The sequence below is a fragment of the Pseudomonas sp. LTGT-11-2Z genome, from assembly GCF_003691445.1.
Classification (GTDB): Bacteria; Pseudomonadota; Gammaproteobacteria; order Pseudomonadales; family Pseudomonadaceae; genus Aquipseudomonas; species Aquipseudomonas monteilii.
This window is the reverse complement of sequence record NZ_CP033104.1, coordinates 1,059,990-1,076,673: the sequence shown is the minus strand read 5'-3', so window position 1 is coordinate 1,076,673 and position 16,684 is coordinate 1,059,990. Positions and strand designations below refer to the sequence as shown.

Genomic DNA, 16,684 nt, shown 5'->3' with positions numbered 1-16,684 from the left:
CCATGCTCGCCAACCTGACCGCCTATGTCATCACCTCCGCCGCCCGCCTGATCACGGGTGCCCGCGCCCTATGGCTGGGTTGTACGCCGCTGCCGGTACAGCGCCTGTACTTCGCCAACCACAGCAGCCACGGTGACTTCGTGCTGCTGTGGGCCTCACTGCCGCAACCTCTGCGCAAGCGTACCCGCCCGGTGGCGGGCGCGGACTACTGGGCCAAACCGGGCATTCGCGACTTTCTCATTCGCAAGGTGTTCAACGGCGTGCTGATTGATCGGCAACGCAGTGAAGGCCAGGGCAGCCCGCTGCAACCGATCCTCGAAGCCGTGGCCCAGGGTGACTCGCTGATCTTCTTCCCGGAGGGCACGCGCAACCTGGGTGATGAACTGCTAATGCCGTTCAGAAGCGGCTTGTACCACCTGGCGGCAGCCAACCCCGACGTCGAACTGGTACCGGTCTGGATCGCCAACCTCAACCGGGTGATGCCCAAGGGCCGCGCCCTTCCGCTGCCCCTACTTTGCACACTGAGCTTTGGCGAACCGTTGCACCTGCACGCTGATGAAAGCAAGCAGGCCTTTCTAGAGCGGGCCAGCCAAGCCCTGCTGAACCTGGCCCCGAAGGATGCCTGACATGGACGACAACACCCTTTCCCTGTTCGGCGGTATCGGCGCCCTGCTGCTGCTCGCCAGCGTGATCGGCCGCCTGCTCAAGTGGCGCGCAGGCCCAGCGCCACACGCGGTAATCGACAACCTCAACGCGCGCATCAACGCCTGGTGGGTGATGGTGCTGGTCATCGGCATCGCTTTCCTGTTCGGCAAGTACGGTGTGATCGTGCTGTTCTACGGCGTGTCGTTCTACGCCCTGCGCGAGTTCATGACCCTTACCCCGACCCGGCGCAGCGACTACCCGGCGTTGGTGGCGGCGTTCTATGTGGCGCTGCCGGTGCAGTACGTGCTCATCGCCATGGACTGGTACGGCCTGTTCAGCATCTTCATCCCGGTGTACGTGTTCCTGCTGCTGCCGATATTGGCCAGCTTTGGCGGCGATACCACACGCTTCCTTGAGCGTGCATCAAAGGTACAGTGGGGGTTGATGATCGCGGTGTACTGCGTGTCATCGGTGCCGGCCTTGATGACGCTGGACATCCCGGGCTACGAGGGGCGCAACCTGCTGCTGATCGCCTGGCTGATCCTGGTGGTGCAGATCAGCGACGTGCTGCAGTACGTATGCGGCAAGCTGTTCGGCAAACACAAGGTGGCACCCACCCTGTCGCCGTCCAAAACCGTCGAAGGCCTGGCCGGCGGCGTGGCACTGGCCACCTTGATAGGCGCCCTGCTGTGCTGGATCACCCCGTTCACCTTCTGGCAGGCTGCACTGATGGCCCTGACCGTGAACACCATGGGCTTCTTCGGCGGGCTGGTGATGTCGGCGATCAAGCGCGACCGTGGGGTGAAGGACTGGGGACACATGATCGAAGGCCATGGCGGCATGCTCGACCGTATGGACTCGGTGTGCTTTGCGGCGCCGGTGTTCTTCCACTTTGTGCGGTATTGGTGGGCGTAGCCACATACCCCTGGGGGGTATAGATCAACTGCCCAACCCAATTTCCAATCGCCTGCACCATCCATGTGGGAGCGGGTTCCGCTCCCGCGAGATTACTTGAGGTAAGACCGCAACAACGTCGCCACCTTGTCCGCCTCATCCTGCCGCTCCTCGGCGCTAAGCCCGTCCGCCACCAGATGTTCGCGGATATGCCCTTCCATCACTTCGGCCATCAGCCCGTTCACCGCGCCGCGCACGGCGGCGATCTGCTGCAGGATCGCCAGGCAGTCCTTGTCCTGCTCCAGCGCCGTCTCAAGCGCGGCCGCCTGGCCCTTGATCTTGCGCACCCGGGCCAGCAGTTGCTTTTTGCTCTTCAGGGTATGTGCCATTGGATTCCACACCATGCTAGGTATACTGGGGTATAGTATATTTCTCGATCGTCCGGGAGCATGATAAACCATGGCGACACAAACCTCAGACCGTTGGCAGCACAGCCATCAGTTCCACACCAGCAACCTGGGCGCCGAGCGCAAGACCCGCCTGGCGGTGTGGCTGACCGCCGTGATGATGGTGGCGGAGATTGCCGGTGGCTGGTTCTTCAACTCCATGGCACTGCTGGCCGACGGCTGGCACATGAGCTCTCACGCTCTGGCCCTTGGCCTGTCGCTACTGGCCTACGCCGCCGCACGGCGCTATGCCGCTGATCGACGCTTTGCCTTCGGTACCTGGAAAATCGAGATTCTCGGTGGTTATTCCAGCGCGCTGCTGTTGCTGGGCGTGGCCGGGCTGATGGTGTTCCAGTCGGTGGAGCGGCTACTGGCACCGGGCCCCATCCATTATGACGAGGCCATCTTCATCGCCGTGGTAGGCCTTGCCGTCAACCTGATTTGTGCCTGGCTACTGCGCGATGACCATCACCATCATGATCATCATGGGCACGACCATCACCATGACCACGGCCATCACCACCACGACCTGAACCTGCGCTCGGCCTACCTGCACGTGATGGCCGATGCCGCCACTTCGGTACTGGCCATCGTTGCCTTGCTGGCCGGCAAGTTCTGGGGCGCCAGCTGGCTCGATCCGGTCATGGGCCTAGTGGGTGCGCTGCTGGTGGCGCTGTGGGCCCGCGGCCTGCTGCGCGATACCGGGCGGGTGCTGCTGGATGCGGAGATGGACGCGCCGGTGGTGGAAGAAATCCGCGAAGTGGTGGCGCAGCTGCCCGTGCCGGCCAGCATCACCGACTTGCATGTATGGCGGGTGGGCAAGGCCCAATACGCCTGCATTCTTGGTTTGGCCACCTCAAGTGCCCTCAGCGCCGACAGCGTGCGCCAGGCCTTGGGTGTGCATGAAGAACTGGCGCACATCACCGTCGAGGTAAACCGCATGGCATAGCGCGACCAGACAGCTGGACGTCGAGCCCAGGCAACTGCGGCTCGGCCGATGGCCCTATGGTGACGAGTCATTCAGCCAGTCACCAGGAGTTGTGCCATGTCCGATTTCATCACCGTCCTGCGCGAAACCTGCCCGACGCCGGTCGTGGACGCCACCAAGTGGAAGCGCATCGGCGGCGATCCGCACACCGTCAACCTCAATGCCTACCTGTCGGCCGACGGCAGCAAGATCATGGGCACCTGGATCTGCACCCCGGGCAAGTTCGAGGTCAACTACGAGAAGTGGGAGTTCTGCCACTTCCTCGATGGCTACTGCATCATCACCCCGGAAGGCGAAGAGCCGAAGCACCTGAAAGCCGGTGACGTGTTCGTCATCGAACCGGGGATGAAAGGCACTTGGGAAGTGGTCGAGACTGTACGCAAGTACTTCGTTTTCGCCTGATAAAAAAATCGCGGGGCAGGTGCCCTTCCCTCTGGTGCGCAGTTACAGAGGGAAGGCCACCTGGCCCGCGATGAAGTCCACCTCGCTCGTCAATCCTTCTTGCGATACCCCTCGACGATGGCCGAGAAGTCCTTGCCCCCTTCGCCGCGCAGGCTCATGGCCTGATACAGCTGCTGGGCCACGGCCCCGAGGATCACCGGCTGGTGTGCCTGGCGTGCCGCTTCGGTGGCCAGCCCCAGGTCCTTGAGCATCAGTTCGGCGCCAAAGCCTCCGGTATAACCGCGCGACGCAGGCGCCGTTTCGATGATGCCCGGCCACGGGTTGTAGGTGTCCGAACTCCAGCAACGCCCGGTCGAGCTGTTGATGATGCCGGCCAGCACCTTGGTGTCGATGCCCAGCGCGTTACCCAAGGCCATGGCCTCGGACACGCCGATCATGGAGATGCCCAGCAGCAGGTTGTTGCAGATCTTGGCGATCTGCCCGGTGCCGACATCACCGCAGTGCACGATGTTGCGGCCCATCTGCTCCAGCACCGGCTTGAGGCTGGCGAACAGCTCGGCGCTGGCACCGACCATGAAGGTCAGGGTGCCTGCTGCCGCGCCGCCGGTGCCACCGGACACCGGCGCATCGCCCATGTCCACGCCCTTGGCCGCTGCGGCCTTGGACACATCGCGGGCGGTCTGCGGGTCGATAGTGCTGCAGTCCACGGTTGGTGTACCGGGGCGAATGCCGGCCAGCACGCCGTCGTCGTTCAGGTACACGCTGCGCACATGGGCCGCCGCCGGCAGCATGGTGATGACCAGCTCGCTGTTGGCCGCCGCGTCCTTGGGCGACGGGCTGATCTGCCCGCCCAGTTCTGCCAGCTCGGCCAGCACGGTTTTGTTCAGGTCGAACAGGTTCAGTTGGTGCCCGGCCTTGATCAGGTTGCGGGCCATGGGCGCGCCCATGTTGCCGAGGCCAATGAATGCAATACGCATGACGTCTCCTTAGCGCAGGCTGATGGTGGTGTTCACACCGTCATTGACACTGTCGTCATCGAACCAGCGGGCGGTAACGGTCTTGGTCTGAGTGTAGAACTGCACCACCTGCTTGCCGTACGGGCCGAGGTCACCGAGCTTGGAGCCACGCGAACCGGTGAAGCTGAAGAACGGTACCGGTACCGGGATCGGGATGTTGATGCCGACCTGGCCGATGTCGATTTCGCTCTGGAACTTGCGGGCTGCGGCGCCGCTTTGGGTGAACAGGCCGGTGCCGTTGCCGAACGGGTTGGCGTTGACCAGGGCGATGGCCTCATCGAGGGTATCGACCTCCAGGGTCACCAGCACCGGGCCGAAGATTTCCTGGGTGTACACCTGCATGTCGGTCTTCACGCCCGAGAACAGGGTTGGGCCGACGAAGTTGCCTTGCTCGTAGCCCGGTACCTTGACGTCACGGCCGTCGAGCTCCAGCTTGGCGCCTTCCTTGATGCCGCTTTCGATCAGGCCCAGCACACGCTCCTTGGCGCGTTTGGAAACTACCGGGCCTACATCGGTACCAGGCTCACAGCCGGCATTGACCTTGAGCTTGCTGGCCGCTTCCTTGATATCCGGCAGCCATTCACGGGCCTTGCCCACCAGCACCGCCACCGAGGTGGCCATGCAGCGCTGGCCCGCCGCGCCGAAAGCAGCACCGACCAGGGCGTTGATGGTTTGCGTGCGGTTGGCATCGGGCAGCACAACGGCGTGATTCTTGGCGCCCATCATCGACTGCACGCGCTTGCCGTGCTGGCTGCCCAGGTTGTACACGTGGGTGCCGACTTCGGTAGAGCCAACGAAGGAAATGGCTTTGATGTCTTGATGGGTGCAAATGGCATCCACCACTTGCTTGCCACCGTGCACCACGTTAAGCACACCGGCCGGTACGCCGGCTTCCAGCGCCAGCTCGACCAGCAGCATGGTCGAGAGAGGGTCCTGTTCGGACGGCTTGAGCACGAACGTGTTGCCGCAGACGATGGCCATGGGGAACATCCACAGCGGGATCATCGCCGGGAAGTTGAACGGGGTGATGCCGGCGCATACACCAATCGGCTGGCGCAGGGTGTAGGTATCGACACCGCCCGCGACGTTCTCGGCGAATTCGCCCATCTGCAGGGTGCCAATGGACGCCGCGTGCTCGACCACTTCCAGCCCGCGGAAGATATCGCCTTCGGCATCAGCCAGGGTTTTGCCCTGCTCTGCGCTGAGCACCTGGGCAATGCGTTTGGTGTGTTCGCGAATCAGCGCCTGCAGCTTTAGCATGATGCGCATGCGTGCGCCAATCGGGGTGTCGCGCCAGGTCTGGAAAGCGCGATGGGCAGCAGCCACGGCAGCGTCGACTTCTTCGACGGTGGCGAACGGCACGCGCGCCAGTACTTCCTGGGTGGCAGGGTTGACGATGTCGCGCCATTCGGTTGTTTTCGACTCGACCCATTGGCCGTCGATCAGCAGCTTGACCTGCTCGACCTTGGTCGGGTTCGGGGATTGCGGTGCGTTCATCTGCGTTCTCCTTGGAATTATTGTCGGGACGAGATCGCCAGCGCCAAGCAAACGCAAGGTGGCGTCCTGAGGCTTGTTTCGAGTATAGATGTGCAAACATCCAACAAGAACGCACAAAAAAACCGGATCAACATGCAAAAAGACCTCACATCCCTGAGTGCCCTCAACTGGGACGACCTGAAGTTTTTCCTTGAAGTGGCCCGCACCCGCAAGGCCAGCAGTGCCGCCAAACGGCTGAGCGTGGACTACACCACGGTGTCGCGGCGCATCAGCTCGCTGGAGGGGGCGCTGGGTACATTGCTGTTCGAAAAATCGCGGACCAACGGCTTTGTCCTCACCGCCGAAGGCCAGCGCCTGCTGGGCTATGCCGAGTCGATCGAAAGCACGCTGCACATGGCCTGCGAGCAGGTGTCCGGGTCGGGCGTGGCGTTGTCGGGGCATGTGCGCATGGGTTGCACGGAGGGCTTCGGCAGCTTCTTCATTACCCCGCAGCTGAGCCACTTCGTTGATGCCTACCCGGCGATTTCGGTGGATATCCTGCCGCTGCCGCACTTCATCAGCCTGTCCAAGCGCGAGGCGGACATCGTCATCGCGCTGGAGCGACCGGAGCATGGGCCTTATGTGTGCTGCAAGCTGTGTGATTACCGCTTGCGGCTATACGCGACGCAGGATTACCTGGACAGCCACGCACCGATTCGTCAGGTGGCGGACTTGGCCAAACATCCCTTTATCAGTTACGTGGATGATTTGGCGTTCAGTTCGGAGCTTTTGTACCTCGCCAACCTGATCCCCGGCGCCACTGCGCACCTGCGCAGTACCAGTGTGATTGCACAGTACACGGCGGCGTTGCAGGGGCGTGGGTTGGCGATATTGCCGTGCTTTCTGGCGGCGCAGGATCCGCGATTGGTGACGGTATTGCCGGAGGAGATCGAGGTGACGCGGCAGTTCTGGATGTATTGCCGGGAGGATTTGAGGAAGTTGAAGCGGATTACCCTGTTGTGGGATTACATCCGGGGGGTGACGGAGGCGAATGCACCGTTGCTGATGGGGGAAACGCGGGAGATGCGGTTTGCTTAGCCTAGATCGACAAGGAGTAAGGGTGCCTCATCCTACCTACCGCATGGATGCGATGGCAACGACTTGTGACAGAGGTTGTGACAGAGGTTGTGACTGAGCACCTAGCCACAGTACCGGCACGCTTACTGGCGATCCTCGCAAGGTCATTTTTAGTAATGTCGTATTGACAGCATCCTTTCTTAATGAATATGCTTCGACCCGCAGGTGTATCCACCTGTTCTGCTCTTTAAAGTCACATTTTCAAGGAAATCGATGCCTTAACTGGCGACCCTCACAAAGGGTCATGACCGGCGCGGCGGTACCCTCTGCTCGCAGGGGAGCGCGTGGTTCGCTATCTAAATGGCGGGCTGCGACCGTTGTCTGGCGTAAATGTTAAGAGTCCACTTGAGCTAATAGTAATATTCCTTGACTGCTTACTCCACTTGGTCTGGCCACAGATGCGAATTTCTCGCTTCTGCATGCTGAGAGGATAAAGCGATGTTTTACATGAAACCTGATGTACCTGTGACTGTTCCAAAAGAGAGCGTTCCCGAAGTGCCTAGAGATAGTCCTTTGTGGAAAAGAGTTGGCTCAAGTGCAGCTTTCAGAATGACCGTTAAGGCTTTCTGGTTCTGGGTTAGGCACGAGTTGTTCTCCTACTTGTCGGAGCTCGATTTGTTCTAACTGACTCTTAATTTTTGCTTTTCTACCACCGCTTGATTAGGTCTGCGACGTGGCAAAGGACAAGCCCTATTACCCCCACGGTCCCATTGGTTCCTTGGCTATCCTAGCCAAGACTTTGGGCGTGCCTCCAAAATTACTTTCTGATCTAGCAAAGAAAGCCTCTAGCTCATACACGCCGTTCGTGATCGAAACAAAAGGCGGTAAGCAGCGAGACGTTTATGAGCCTAAATATGAGCTCAAACGCCTTCAGAAAAGAATAAACTCAAGGCTCTTCGAAAAAATTGAATACCCCACCTACTTACAAGGTGGAGTAAAAGATGAAGCACAGCCGCGAGACTATATAGAAAACAGCAAAATACACGCAGGCTCTAAATTCCTTATAAGCTTGGACATAAGGAATTTTTACGACAACATTCATATTGATAGCGTGCTGTCAATTTTCAAACATCTATTCAAATTTCCAGAAGATGTTAGCACACTCCTTACCAGCTTAGTTACCCGTGAGGGCAAAGTTCCTCAGGGTGCTTGTACCTCTAGCTACATAGCCAATTTGATTTTTCATAACTCCGAATATAGTTATGTAAAGAAATTACGAGACAACGGGTTTTACTATTCCCGCTTGCTAGATGATGTGACCATCTCCGCTGATCGCTTGGTACCACAAGAAGAAGTCACTAAAACTATAAAGTATGTCGCCGGGCTATTCAGCGAGCATGGGCTTCGGCTTCGTGGGAGCAAGACCAAGATAGAGCGAGCAGATGACCTGAAATCAGCTTATGCCGTGACAGGCGTTTGGGTCGGGCATGGAATACCTAAAATCCGTCGCACTGAGCGAGACATGATCAGGCACTCGGTTTACATATGTGAGCAAGAGTATGCCAAGAACTGCTTTTCAGATGAGTATCATGCCCTCTGGAATAAGGTATCCGGGCAAGTTGCAAAACTTACACGCCTAAATCATGCTCAAGCCCCAAAGCTACGACATAGAATGCGAAGTATTTTACCTCTGTATGATAGCAAGGCAACTGCAAGCATTTGGCGAGAAACCGATAAAATGCTTAAAAGACCGAAGAAATCTCATACAAAGATCGGTGTAATTAATGCATATCGCCGCTTGATTTATCAGCTTGGGATTTTAGCAAGAACCGATAAAGGTCTGTCCAGAGCTTTACGCCGACAGTTGCAGTCCAGATTTTCCGGGGTGCCTTCCAAAGCTTTGATGTGGGAGTAAGACATGAGTGACGCTGTAATTGAGCGAGGTACAGTTAGTAGCTACGACACATTTAAAGGTTTTGGCTTCATAAGAAGAGACAAGGGACGAGATGTTTTTTTCTTTTATGATGACGTGACAGAAACCGAGGGCTTAATAGTCGGTGACGTAGTTCGCTTTGAAGTAAAGATCGCTCCGAAAGGACCGAGAGCGTACAAAGTCTCAAAGTTGACTGACGATTAAAAAATCAGCTAGCAATCAGTACGACGCGCTTGAGGGCAGCAGCAATTGTGGATTTCACCCGCTGCTCTAAGCGACAAATATCATCACTCTTATCGCAAGATTACCCACCTCTCCCAATTGATAATGAGCACAGTTCTTAGCAATTTGCTTTCTACTCAATCCCTCAATCGCTCAATCGCTGAGCCGATGGCCCCGGCGTTGGTATCCAGAACCTGCAAGGCCGTCATCACGTTGTCGTGAACGTTGGTGGAGCCGCGTTGGCGTACCCATGTACTGACTTCCTCAATGGCTGCACGAATGGCTATCTGGTTGAGATGAAGTAGTTCAAGCGCATCGGCGATAGTGGTGGCTTTGTCCATGTGTAGGCTCTGTAGGTCTGATGGTGTAAGCGTAAACCGTTTTTCCACGAAATTTAATTCCCCGCAATTTCAAGTCTCGTTTTCGAATCAAACCAGAGTGTTCTAGGGGCTGAAATCCCCGCGTGGTATCGCTTGCGTTCAGCAGCAGAGCCATAAAATGACCGGGGTACGTCTAGGAAAAGTAGAATCCAATGGATGGTTGACGAGTGGTGGCAACACAAACAAGAACGCCCCGCCAAGGCCTATGTAAGGCTCTCAGTGAGGCGTTTGGGTGCATGTCTACCCAACCCTACAGGGTGAGCATGTACGACTCTGTATGAAGCTAGTTCTTATGCCGCCTTTTCGAATGACAGCTTGAGAGCCAGCATCAAGCGACGTACTGCCGTAGGGTTGAACTCGCTACCGCGTGAAGTACGCAAGCCCTTGGCATTCAGGCAATCGGCTACTGCTTGCAACGTGGTGAGTTTGTTGTACAGGCACGACTCTAGGTGCGGACGAACAACAGCGTTCAACGCGGCTGCTTTCGCTACTGCTGCCTTGGTTGCCTTGCCATCCCTACCTGTAGCTTTACCACGCCCCTTCTCAAGTCCATGTGTGCGACGTTCCACCTTAGCCACGGCCTCAGCTTTACCGGCATCAGCATCACGCTGCAAAGCTGCCATTGCATCCTTCGTACGCTGCGCAATGAACTCACGTTCCTGCTCAGCCAGGGCGGCGAACAAGTGCAGTGCGAAGTTATCAGCGTTTGGCATGGTGGCCACCTTCACATCTACACGCTTCATCAAACCAGCAACGTGCTCAACATCTCGACCAACCCTGTCCAGCTTGGCGACCACGAAGTCGGCATTATGTTCTTTGCAGGCTGCAATGGCCTTTGAGCATTCAGGGCGGTCAGCTGGTGCGATGGTGCCGCTAACAGTCTCGACAAACTCAGCAACAACGTTCCAGCCATTCGACTTTGCAGCGGTTGCAATGTATTCACGCTGAGCCTTGATCCCCAAACCGGAGCGTTCCTGTTTACCACTGGAGACTCGAATGTATGCGATAACATTTTTCATTTGAGTTTGTTTCCTGCTTGGCTCGGCTGAGCATCTTCCTGATGGTCCTGATTTTACATTCCAGACCATGAATTGTCAAAGCTAGGTGGAACAACGAAGTATTGTTAAATGCTGAAATATAATTCCTTGACAGACTCATGCTACTCGTGCAGTGCGATCATCGTCAGGCGCTGACCATCACCTACATGGATTGAGATTCTGGAACAACCGGTGATCGAATTTCAGGTTGTTGAAAATCGAATCGACCAGTGACGACATTTGTACAGATGTTATTCAACATGGAATGTTTACCGCTTGAGCGGTGAGCAAGATAGCCTTGTGTTTGGGATGGTTTACCCCATCCTCTTCTCTTAAATGATCTAGGGATAACTATATTCACCGTAGACGGTGAGGCATGATGATCGTCTGGTAACCAGACAAGAAGGCGATCACTGATTGACAATCAGAACATCATCACTCTCATATACTCAGTGATCGCAGGTGAGCCGCAAGGCGAATGCTCTTCAGGAGGGGGACAATCAGTCCACCAAGCTCTTGATCTGCTTCCGTACTTAGTACGGGATATTAGTATCCTTGGCTCAAGCCAAGAGTAACAGTTTCTAGTTTGGGATGGTTTACCCATCCTCTCCTTTCCAATTTCTCAGAGTATCAATGCAGGGTGTACACCCTGAAGGAGGACATATCTCAGGGTGATCTCTCGAGGTCACTCAGCCGTCCCGTCCCAATACTATCTGTCCCATATAGTATAGGTCGCTCAACCTCGGACATTTTCGGACAAGGGTCAGTACGGGACATTCCAAGCGGGTGCAGGCTTCATCGGAATTCTCAAAACTGCATCACTACTGATAGCATCAAGCCATGAATCGTGGCGTGTAGGTTCTGGATAGAACGGTTCCTTATGACGACGCACCTCTATCGTCGGTGCCGGGAGGTCGCTTGTATCGTCAATATGATCAGTATGCTCCTTGGTACGCTTCAACAACATGGCGATAGGTTCACTTCCAGCATTCTTGAGAATCATCTTGGATACATAATCGAACGCTGCTCTGTACTGCTTCTTGTTTGCATGGTCGTCATCATCATGCTCAGCTACAGGAGTGACAGCATGTGCTGTCATGAATTCATTGATACCTTCGTGCAGCAGGTCTGTTACGTTGGTTGCAAGCGCCTCAAGAAATGCTCGGCTCTCGGTTGCAGAATCTAAATTAACCCAATCCATAACAAACAATGCTCGTTCATTTTTTTCTGCGGCTATTTCCAGCACCTTATTCCTAAGGCGATAAATAGTGTTTTTATCATAGTTAGATTTATAGTCGCCATTCTTGGTATCCCAAGTTGATCCGTACGCGCTGTGCAAGGCATTACGCACCTCATAATCCCGTATCCCTTGCGGGCGTACTGCCAATGCATAGACAGCTTCCACTGACTTTGCAAAAGGGGTTGAGGGTTTCTGAGTGACTTTGCTAGGCGCTTTAGAAGAGGCACGAACACGGCCCTTTACAAGCTCTCGAATACGACGCTCTCGCATCCCTGTAGAAACTTTCAATTTATCAATTGACAGTCCTTCTACTTCATAGAGGCGAACTACTTCATTCTCCAGCTCGACCTCATAAGTAGCACCAATATTTGCCATTTCTTAATTCTCCTTTTCAGTTTATTTGCATAGGCAGTTCCTCTCGGTTGTGCCGAATGTGCGTATTTGCGTGTTTATTGAGGCGTGGCACATCATAGAGATACACCAGCAAGCTGCATAGTCTTGACAGCTTATCTAAAAAACAATCAGTTGAAAATTGCTTGTCTAAATATGATTAGCCCAGATAAACCATGAAGCCACGGTTTTCAGCAAGAAATCACCAACACCCCCTGTGCTTCAAAATCAAGCGATTACAGCAACGTTGCATCGCACCCGCCACGCCTCTTTCCTATCTGAGCAGAGAAAACGCCGCAAATCGCTTGGTTGGTGCCTTCCTGCCGCATTGCCCTGGTCAATCTGTTAAAAACATGGGGGAAGTGTGTTAACCGTTGAAAATTACGAAGTTTTTGGCGAAAGCTGCAGGTGTGCTAACAACCTAGATCAATCATCATCAACGTTTATCGACTCATCGCCACTTTTCTTGAAGCACAAAAAAGCTCCACACTGCGGTTAGACAATGTGGAGCGCCTGTTACTTTCATTGTTTTGACCCTAGGTCGAACTGGTGATTACTCAGGGATATTGAGTGGTGCGAAGCAGGCTTGAACCTCAGCTTCAATTTCAGCCAGCTTCTTTGCTTCTGCTAGCTCAGCAGCCTTAGCTTCTTTCTCGTTCCTTGCTTGGATCAACTGCTGACGAAGTAGGCTTTGATAACGTTCACGCTCTGCTTGGAGGTCTGCAATGTATTTTTCCTTTTGTTCGATACGAATATTTGCAATGTCTTCTTCTTGCATCCCCAGCGGTTTGACCATGTACGTCGAATGGTGCAACTCGCCGTGATTCAGACGTTTGCTTGGTGCGATTGTGTAACCCTGATTCGCTTTGTCAATCACAGCTTGAAGGAACTCATGCCCGAGACTTGCACTGACCAGTTCCATGGATTGTTCTGTACCGCGATACACCCTAACCCAATCGGCTACCCTACGTTCATACTCAGCTTCATCATATTGCGGCGGCGTACCACTGATTTTGATTTTCTCTGTCATTTGTTCATTTCCTTTGTTTGTTGTTAATGTGTGCAATTGCTTTGGCAATCAGCTCGACCCTGTAATGTTCCAGGTCAAACGCCGAAGCATCTACAAGTACTGGCGTATGTTTAGTTAACACTGGTTCGCTGGTAACAGCTTTTGTATCTTGCTGCCTACCCTGCCTTTGCCCCCGACTAGAGTTTGCACGCTGAACTCCTTTAATGAATGCATCAACGTTCATAACGGGCACCTGCTACCAAGTATCCAGACAACATTTCGATCATGTCACTACAGCGTTGACCTTCTGCACGGTTTCCTGTGCAGGCGGCGGCTGCACGAAGCGACTTATAATGTTTGATTTGTTTGTAAACTTCGTTGTTGGTCATTGGTGAGATTCCTTCATGGGTTGCAGGCAAGGTGATTGCTCACCAGCTTGTTAATGTAAACATCTATGCTCAGATTGGCGGCATACGCTTTCAAGAACAAATTAGTATGGTTAACAACAGACATACGAAAGGGGATCAGAACTGATTGTTCTTTAAGTACTCGCCACCTTTTTACTCGACATTTGTCTGAGCACACCTTAGCGTGACTTCGTTTCTTGATGAGTGGTGTATGACAGTTTAAGCATGTACGTTCTTCAGACATAGGGTATCCTCCATGTGATTGGATAGTGATTAAATTATTGAAGACAAAAATAAAGCCTCTCGCCACAATGAAGTGAACGAGAGGGTAAGGATAAGATGCACCACCATGGGAGAGGGTCAAGGTGGTAGAAGCAACATAGCCAAGAGTAATCGCGGGACTAATTTGCTTATGGCACGTCGAGGATACGACGTTAAGGACCATTGAAAAAATCTAGGGAAATGGTCAATCTAAAAGTAGGTGATACTTACTTTCTCAATTTACATTATTATACACTTCAAAACCACAATTGTCCATACGTTGCAAGTGTTTTTTTGGACTTTACACCAATTTTTTCCACAAAAAAATATCCCATATCCCTTGAGCACAATACCACTTTCAACATCTTCTCAATCATTTTCACGGCTTTTCTTACGCTGCAAAAGAATTCTAAATGCAATATTCCTTTCTTCATCGCCCACTCCACCTGCACCTTCCTTATAGATCGCCAAAAGCTCTGAGCTAGACAACTTCATATAGTTTTCAACGATCAACTTTCTCCGCTCTGCTGTCATCTTAATACTTGTCGTCGCAGTATCGGCATACGACTGGCCGTTATTCATGACATGAACAGCGACATTAGACAATGTTTTTCCAATCAAGCTGGCAGCAGACGAAATCTTGTTTCTGTTGGTGCCATTAGCAAAGTTATCCCTCACCTCGCCCCAAGCTTTTCCAAGGTCATAATAATATCCAGATTCTTTACCACCATCCTTGCCACTCATAGAACGTCTCCATACCAAACTTTTCTTTGTCACACTTGACGCAAGAGCTACAATAGCTCAGCTGCCGTCAGCGCTGAATAGCTTCTTGAGTAGCTCGGTGATTGTTTCAACCGGCACCCCTGCCCCATAGGTGTCATAAGTAATCGTACCTGAAGCGTGCCCCATGATAGCTTGAGCGTGAATGATAGGAACCCCCTTGGCTTGCATCAACGAAGCCAGAGAATGCCGCAATGAGTGAAATACTAAGCCGCGTTCATACGTATCTCCCAAAGCGGCAGGGATAGCGTGCTGGTTGACCCACTCACCCGACGGCCTGTAACCAATCTGGGCTAGCGATTTGCTCCCACTGCGGCGGATAACATCGACGTACCTTAGGAACGCTGCTAAGTCGAAACCATAGGCACCGTCAGTAAGCGGCACCAGCCGCTCGCTCTGCTTGTTCTTGATAGACTTTCCCTCACCTGCCTCGTTGATGTGAATTGCAACAAGGCCAGACTCCGTTGTCACAACGTCGCCCGTGGTCAACTGGCATATCTCCTTTAGCCGCCCGCCAGTGATAATTCCCAGGCAGAGTAACCATCGTTTCCATGACGCTTCTGGAAGACCGTTCGCATAGTCCATTAGCTTGCGCACCTGCGGTTGGGAGAACGCCTTACGGGTCGATGTAACCCCCTTTGTCAGCTTCAGCTTCTTGTCGTAGGTCTTGCTCAGATGACCGTTCTCGACGGCCCAAGTAAAGACTGCCGAAAGCTTCACGATCAGCTTGTTCACAGTCGAAGGCATCCGACCTTCTGACAAACGCTCTCGGAAATCCACGAGGTCTGCCCTCGTGTGGTGTCTCAAATCCAACCCGTTCAAATGCTCAGAGATGACCTTGTGACAAAGAGTCGTCTCCTTCAAGGTCGTCGGTTTCTGGTCCCCAGCCCGATCAGCCATGTAAAGCTGGGAGAGCACATCGAAGGGCATAGGGGTTGCCGCTGGCTCTGTTGCCGTACTCATCACCTCACCATGCGGTGCGAATACCGGCATCGAGTCAATAGCCACGTTCCGGTAAAAGTCTCCCCAGTGACGGAGTGGATGGCCGTCGTCAGCAGGCACCAGCGTACTGCTCACCAATTGCAACAGATGCTCCCGCAACTCGTTCCATGAAGCGTCAGGACGATCCAAGTGGAACGATTGAAGCGATGCCGTGAGACTTCCAGATGCTTGCATTGCCCATCTGCGATCAGTTGTCTTCAGAGAGACAGACACCGACCTGTTCACGCTGCCGGTCACGCGAAGGCGTAGGTAGTAGATTCCGTGTCGTCGGTAGTGGTACGGACTCGCCAACCGGCACGTTGGCCTCAAGACAAGCGTGCGGTTTGTGACAGCACTTGTGACAGGGTGCTCCTCTTGGACGGTGTTCATGGTGGTTAAGCCCTTGTAATCATTGGGTTAACCCTTTCCCTCTTTGTCGTTCTGGATGTATTGCCGGGAGGATTTGAGGAAGTTGAAGCGGATTACCCTGCTGTGGGATTACATCCGGGGGGTGACCGAGGCGAACGCGCCGTTGTTGATGGGCGAAACGCGGGAGATGAGTTTTGCTCAGGAATGATCAGGGCGCTCTGCGCCCTGATATAACCAGTCAGTAAGACGCCACCACTATGGATACACGCCGGTTTTCGGTACGCCCGGCGCTGGTGCGGTTGTCTGCCACTGGCTGGGTGCTGCCCAGGCCACGGCGCTGTATGTTCTGGGCCTGCATGCCCACCCCGACCAGCGCTTTGGCCACGCTTTGGGCACGGCGCTCGGACAGTTGCTGGTTATACGCCGCCTTGCCCGACGAATCGGCATGCCCGTCCACCCGCACGCCCTGGATGCCAACACCCAGCAGCGCCTTGCCAATGCGCTCGACAATCGCCTGGCTCTGGCCGTTGAGGCTGTCCAGGTCGCTGCCGAACAGCACTCTGCCGGACAGGTCGTAGGCCCAGCCTTCATCGGTGGGGGTAAAGCCTTCGCGCTTGAGTACGGCAATCTGTTCAGGGGTAAGGCCCTTGGGGGGTGCGCTCTGGCAACCGGTCAGCGCCAGCATGGCGAGCAACAAGGCCCAAAGGGGGAAACGTAAAGCGTGCATCACG

19 protein-coding genes and 1 pseudogene are annotated in these 16,684 nt (G+C 54.4%); 8 read left to right on the top strand and 12 right to left on the bottom strand.

What is annotated here, in order from left to right; translation table 11 throughout:
• Window positions 1-2: 2 nt before the first annotated feature.
• Complete coding sequence (locus tag D8767_RS04835) at window positions 3-626, top strand: lysophospholipid acyltransferase family protein (protein WP_016713431.1); 624 nt, start codon at window positions 3-5, stop codon at window positions 624-626.
• 1 nt (window position 627) lies between these two features.
• On the top strand, window positions 628-1,560 hold the full coding sequence (locus tag D8767_RS04830; protein WP_016713430.1) for a phosphatidate cytidylyltransferase: 933 nt from the start codon (window positions 628-630) through the stop codon (window positions 1,558-1,560).
• A 92-nt stretch (window positions 1,561-1,652) separates the two neighbouring features.
• Here the strand turns inward: D8767_RS04830 and D8767_RS04825 are convergent, their stop codons facing one another.
• Window positions 1,653-1,928 (bottom strand): metal/formaldehyde-sensitive transcriptional repressor, encoded by a 276-nt coding sequence (locus tag D8767_RS04825; protein WP_016713429.1) that lies wholly within the window; start codon window positions 1,926-1,928, stop codon window positions 1,653-1,655.
• 70 nt (window positions 1,929-1,998) lie between these two features.
• On the opposite strand from D8767_RS04825, the gene dmeF reads away from it, so the two are divergent.
• Together dmeF and D8767_RS04815 are read left to right on the top strand one after the other, a co-directional pair.
• Window positions 1,999-2,934 (top strand): CDF family Co(II)/Ni(II) efflux transporter DmeF, encoded by a 936-nt coding sequence (dmeF, locus tag D8767_RS04820; protein ID WP_016713428.1) that lies wholly within the window; start codon window positions 1,999-2,001, stop codon window positions 2,932-2,934.
• 96 nt (window positions 2,935-3,030) lie between these two features.
• Window positions 3,031-3,375: a cupin domain-containing protein gene (locus tag D8767_RS04815; RefSeq protein WP_003258412.1), complete on the top strand. Its 345-nt coding sequence runs from the start codon at window positions 3,031-3,033 to the stop codon at window positions 3,373-3,375.
• Between the two features lie 89 nt (window positions 3,376-3,464).
• On the opposite strand, the gene mmsB is transcribed toward D8767_RS04815, so the two are convergent.
• Window positions 3,465-4,352, bottom strand: a complete 888-nt coding sequence (gene mmsB, locus D8767_RS04810; RefSeq protein WP_016713427.1) for a 3-hydroxyisobutyrate dehydrogenase — start codon at window positions 4,350-4,352, stop codon at window positions 3,465-3,467.
• A 9-nt stretch (window positions 4,353-4,361) separates the two neighbouring features.
• Window positions 4,362-5,888 (bottom strand): CoA-acylating methylmalonate-semialdehyde dehydrogenase, encoded by a 1,527-nt coding sequence (locus D8767_RS04805; RefSeq protein WP_016713426.1) that lies wholly within the window; start codon window positions 5,886-5,888, stop codon window positions 4,362-4,364.
• Window positions 5,889-6,020: 132 nt separating this feature from the next.
• On the opposite strand from D8767_RS04805, the gene D8767_RS04800 reads away from it, so the two are divergent.
• From D8767_RS04800 to D8767_RS04790, 3 genes are all read left to right on the top strand, one after another.
• The gene (locus tag D8767_RS04800; RefSeq protein ID WP_105947044.1) at window positions 6,021-6,965 is read left to right on the top strand and encodes a LysR family transcriptional regulator; all 945 of its coding nucleotides are present in this window, start codon (window positions 6,021-6,023) and stop codon (window positions 6,963-6,965) included.
• A 712-nt stretch (window positions 6,966-7,677) separates the two neighbouring features.
• Complete coding sequence (locus D8767_RS04795) at window positions 7,678-8,859, top strand: reverse transcriptase family protein (RefSeq protein WP_121757794.1); 1,182 nt, start codon at window positions 7,678-7,680, stop codon at window positions 8,857-8,859.
• Window positions 8,860-8,862: 3 nt separating this feature from the next.
• Entirely contained in the window at window positions 8,863-9,081 is a 219-nt protein-coding gene (locus tag D8767_RS04790; protein ID WP_103469457.1) for a retron Se72 family effector protein, read from the top strand.
• A 155-nt stretch (window positions 9,082-9,236) separates the two neighbouring features.
• Here D8767_RS04790 and D8767_RS04785 read toward each other — a convergent pair whose 3' ends face one another.
• The 8 genes from D8767_RS04785 to D8767_RS04760 all read right to left on the bottom strand — a co-directional run bounded on the left by D8767_RS04785 (window position 9,237) and on the right by D8767_RS04760 (window position 15,680).
• The gene (locus D8767_RS04785) at window positions 9,237-9,440 is read right to left on the bottom strand and encodes a hypothetical protein (RefSeq protein ID WP_121757795.1); all 204 of its coding nucleotides are present in this window, start codon (window positions 9,438-9,440) and stop codon (window positions 9,237-9,239) included.
• 329 nt (window positions 9,441-9,769) lie between these two features.
• Window positions 9,770-10,498 (bottom strand): recombinase family protein, encoded by a 729-nt coding sequence (locus D8767_RS04780; RefSeq protein ID WP_103469459.1) that lies wholly within the window; start codon window positions 10,496-10,498, stop codon window positions 9,770-9,772.
• A gap of 781 nt (window positions 10,499-11,279) precedes the next feature.
• Entirely contained in the window at window positions 11,280-12,131 is an 852-nt protein-coding gene (locus D8767_RS28640) for a hypothetical protein (protein WP_162998286.1), read from the bottom strand.
• Window positions 12,132-12,699: 568 nt separating this feature from the next.
• Window positions 12,700-13,176: a hypothetical protein gene (locus D8767_RS04770; RefSeq protein WP_121757797.1), complete on the bottom strand. Its 477-nt coding sequence runs from the start codon at window positions 13,174-13,176 to the stop codon at window positions 12,700-12,702.
• A 4-nt stretch (window positions 13,177-13,180) separates the two neighbouring features.
• Window positions 13,181-13,399, bottom strand: coding sequence for a hypothetical protein (locus D8767_RS28635; RefSeq protein WP_162998287.1), 219 nt, complete (start codon window positions 13,397-13,399; stop codon window positions 13,181-13,183).
• Entirely contained in the window at window positions 13,389-13,544 is a 156-nt protein-coding gene (locus D8767_RS28630) for a hypothetical protein (protein ID WP_162998288.1), read from the bottom strand. The genes D8767_RS28635 and D8767_RS28630 overlap by 11 nt, the downstream gene beginning before the upstream one ends.
• A 648-nt stretch (window positions 13,545-14,192) precedes the next feature.
• A complete protein-coding gene (locus D8767_RS04765) occupies window positions 14,193-14,567 on the bottom strand; it encodes a hypothetical protein (protein WP_121757798.1) in 375 nt (124 codons plus the stop codon).
• A gap of 57 nt (window positions 14,568-14,624) precedes the next feature.
• Complete coding sequence (locus tag D8767_RS04760; protein ID WP_232859912.1) at window positions 14,625-15,680, bottom strand: tyrosine-type recombinase/integrase; 1,056 nt, start codon at window positions 15,678-15,680, stop codon at window positions 14,625-14,627.
• A gap of 343 nt (window positions 15,681-16,023) precedes the next feature.
• On the opposite strand from D8767_RS04760, the pseudogene D8767_RS04755 reads away from it, so the two are divergent.
• Window positions 16,024-16,161, top strand: a pseudogene (locus D8767_RS04755) (LysR family transcriptional regulator); the annotation flags it as partial.
• Window positions 16,162-16,191: 30 nt separating this feature from the next.
• Here D8767_RS04755 and D8767_RS04750 read toward each other — a convergent pair.
• Complete coding sequence (locus D8767_RS04750; protein ID WP_016713424.1) at window positions 16,192-16,683, bottom strand: OmpA family protein; 492 nt, start codon at window positions 16,681-16,683, stop codon at window positions 16,192-16,194.
• Window position 16,684 lies beyond the last annotated feature (1 nt).

What these genes read in the sequence shown, in the direction of transcription:
- D8767_RS04835 (WP_016713431.1), top strand. Translation starts at nt 3, where the DNA reads ATGCTCGCCAACCTGACCGCCTATGTCATCACCTCCGCCGCCCGCCTG.
- D8767_RS04830 (WP_016713430.1), top strand. Translation starts at nt 628, where the DNA reads ATGGACGACAACACCCTTTCCCTGTTCGGCGGTATCGGCGCCCTGCTG.
- D8767_RS04825 (WP_016713429.1), bottom strand. Translation starts at nt 1,928, where the DNA reads ATGGCACATACCCTGAAGAGCAAAAAGCAACTGCTGGCCCGGGTGCGC.
- dmeF (WP_016713428.1), top strand. Translation starts at nt 1,999, where the DNA reads ATGGCGACACAAACCTCAGACCGTTGGCAGCACAGCCATCAGTTCCAC.
- D8767_RS04815 (WP_003258412.1), top strand. Translation starts at nt 3,031, where the DNA reads ATGTCCGATTTCATCACCGTCCTGCGCGAAACCTGCCCGACGCCGGTC.
- mmsB (WP_016713427.1), bottom strand. Translation starts at nt 4,352, where the DNA reads ATGCGTATTGCATTCATTGGCCTCGGCAACATGGGCGCGCCCATGGCC.
- D8767_RS04805 (WP_016713426.1), bottom strand. Translation starts at nt 5,888, where the DNA reads ATGAACGCACCGCAATCCCCGAACCCGACCAAGGTCGAGCAGGTCAAG.
- D8767_RS04800 (WP_105947044.1), top strand. Translation starts at nt 6,021, where the DNA reads ATGCAAAAAGACCTCACATCCCTGAGTGCCCTCAACTGGGACGACCTG.
- D8767_RS04790 (WP_103469457.1), top strand. Translation starts at nt 8,863, where the DNA reads ATGAGTGACGCTGTAATTGAGCGAGGTACAGTTAGTAGCTACGACACA.
- D8767_RS04785 (WP_121757795.1), bottom strand. Translation starts at nt 9,440, where the DNA reads ATGGACAAAGCCACCACTATCGCCGATGCGCTTGAACTACTTCATCTC.
- D8767_RS04780 (WP_103469459.1), bottom strand. Translation starts at nt 10,498, where the DNA reads ATGAAAAATGTTATCGCATACATTCGAGTCTCCAGTGGTAAACAGGAA.
- D8767_RS28640 (WP_162998286.1), bottom strand. Translation starts at nt 12,131, where the DNA reads ATGGCAAATATTGGTGCTACTTATGAGGTCGAGCTGGAGAATGAAGTA.
- D8767_RS04770 (WP_121757797.1), bottom strand. Translation starts at nt 13,176, where the DNA reads ATGACAGAGAAAATCAAAATCAGTGGTACGCCGCCGCAATATGATGAA.
- D8767_RS28635 (WP_162998287.1), bottom strand. Translation starts at nt 13,399, where the DNA reads ATGAACGTTGATGCATTCATTAAAGGAGTTCAGCGTGCAAACTCTAGT.
- D8767_RS28630 (WP_162998288.1), bottom strand. Translation starts at nt 13,544, where the DNA reads ATGACCAACAACGAAGTTTACAAACAAATCAAACATTATAAGTCGCTT.
- D8767_RS04765 (WP_121757798.1), bottom strand. Translation starts at nt 14,567, where the DNA reads ATGAGTGGCAAGGATGGTGGTAAAGAATCTGGATATTATTATGACCTT.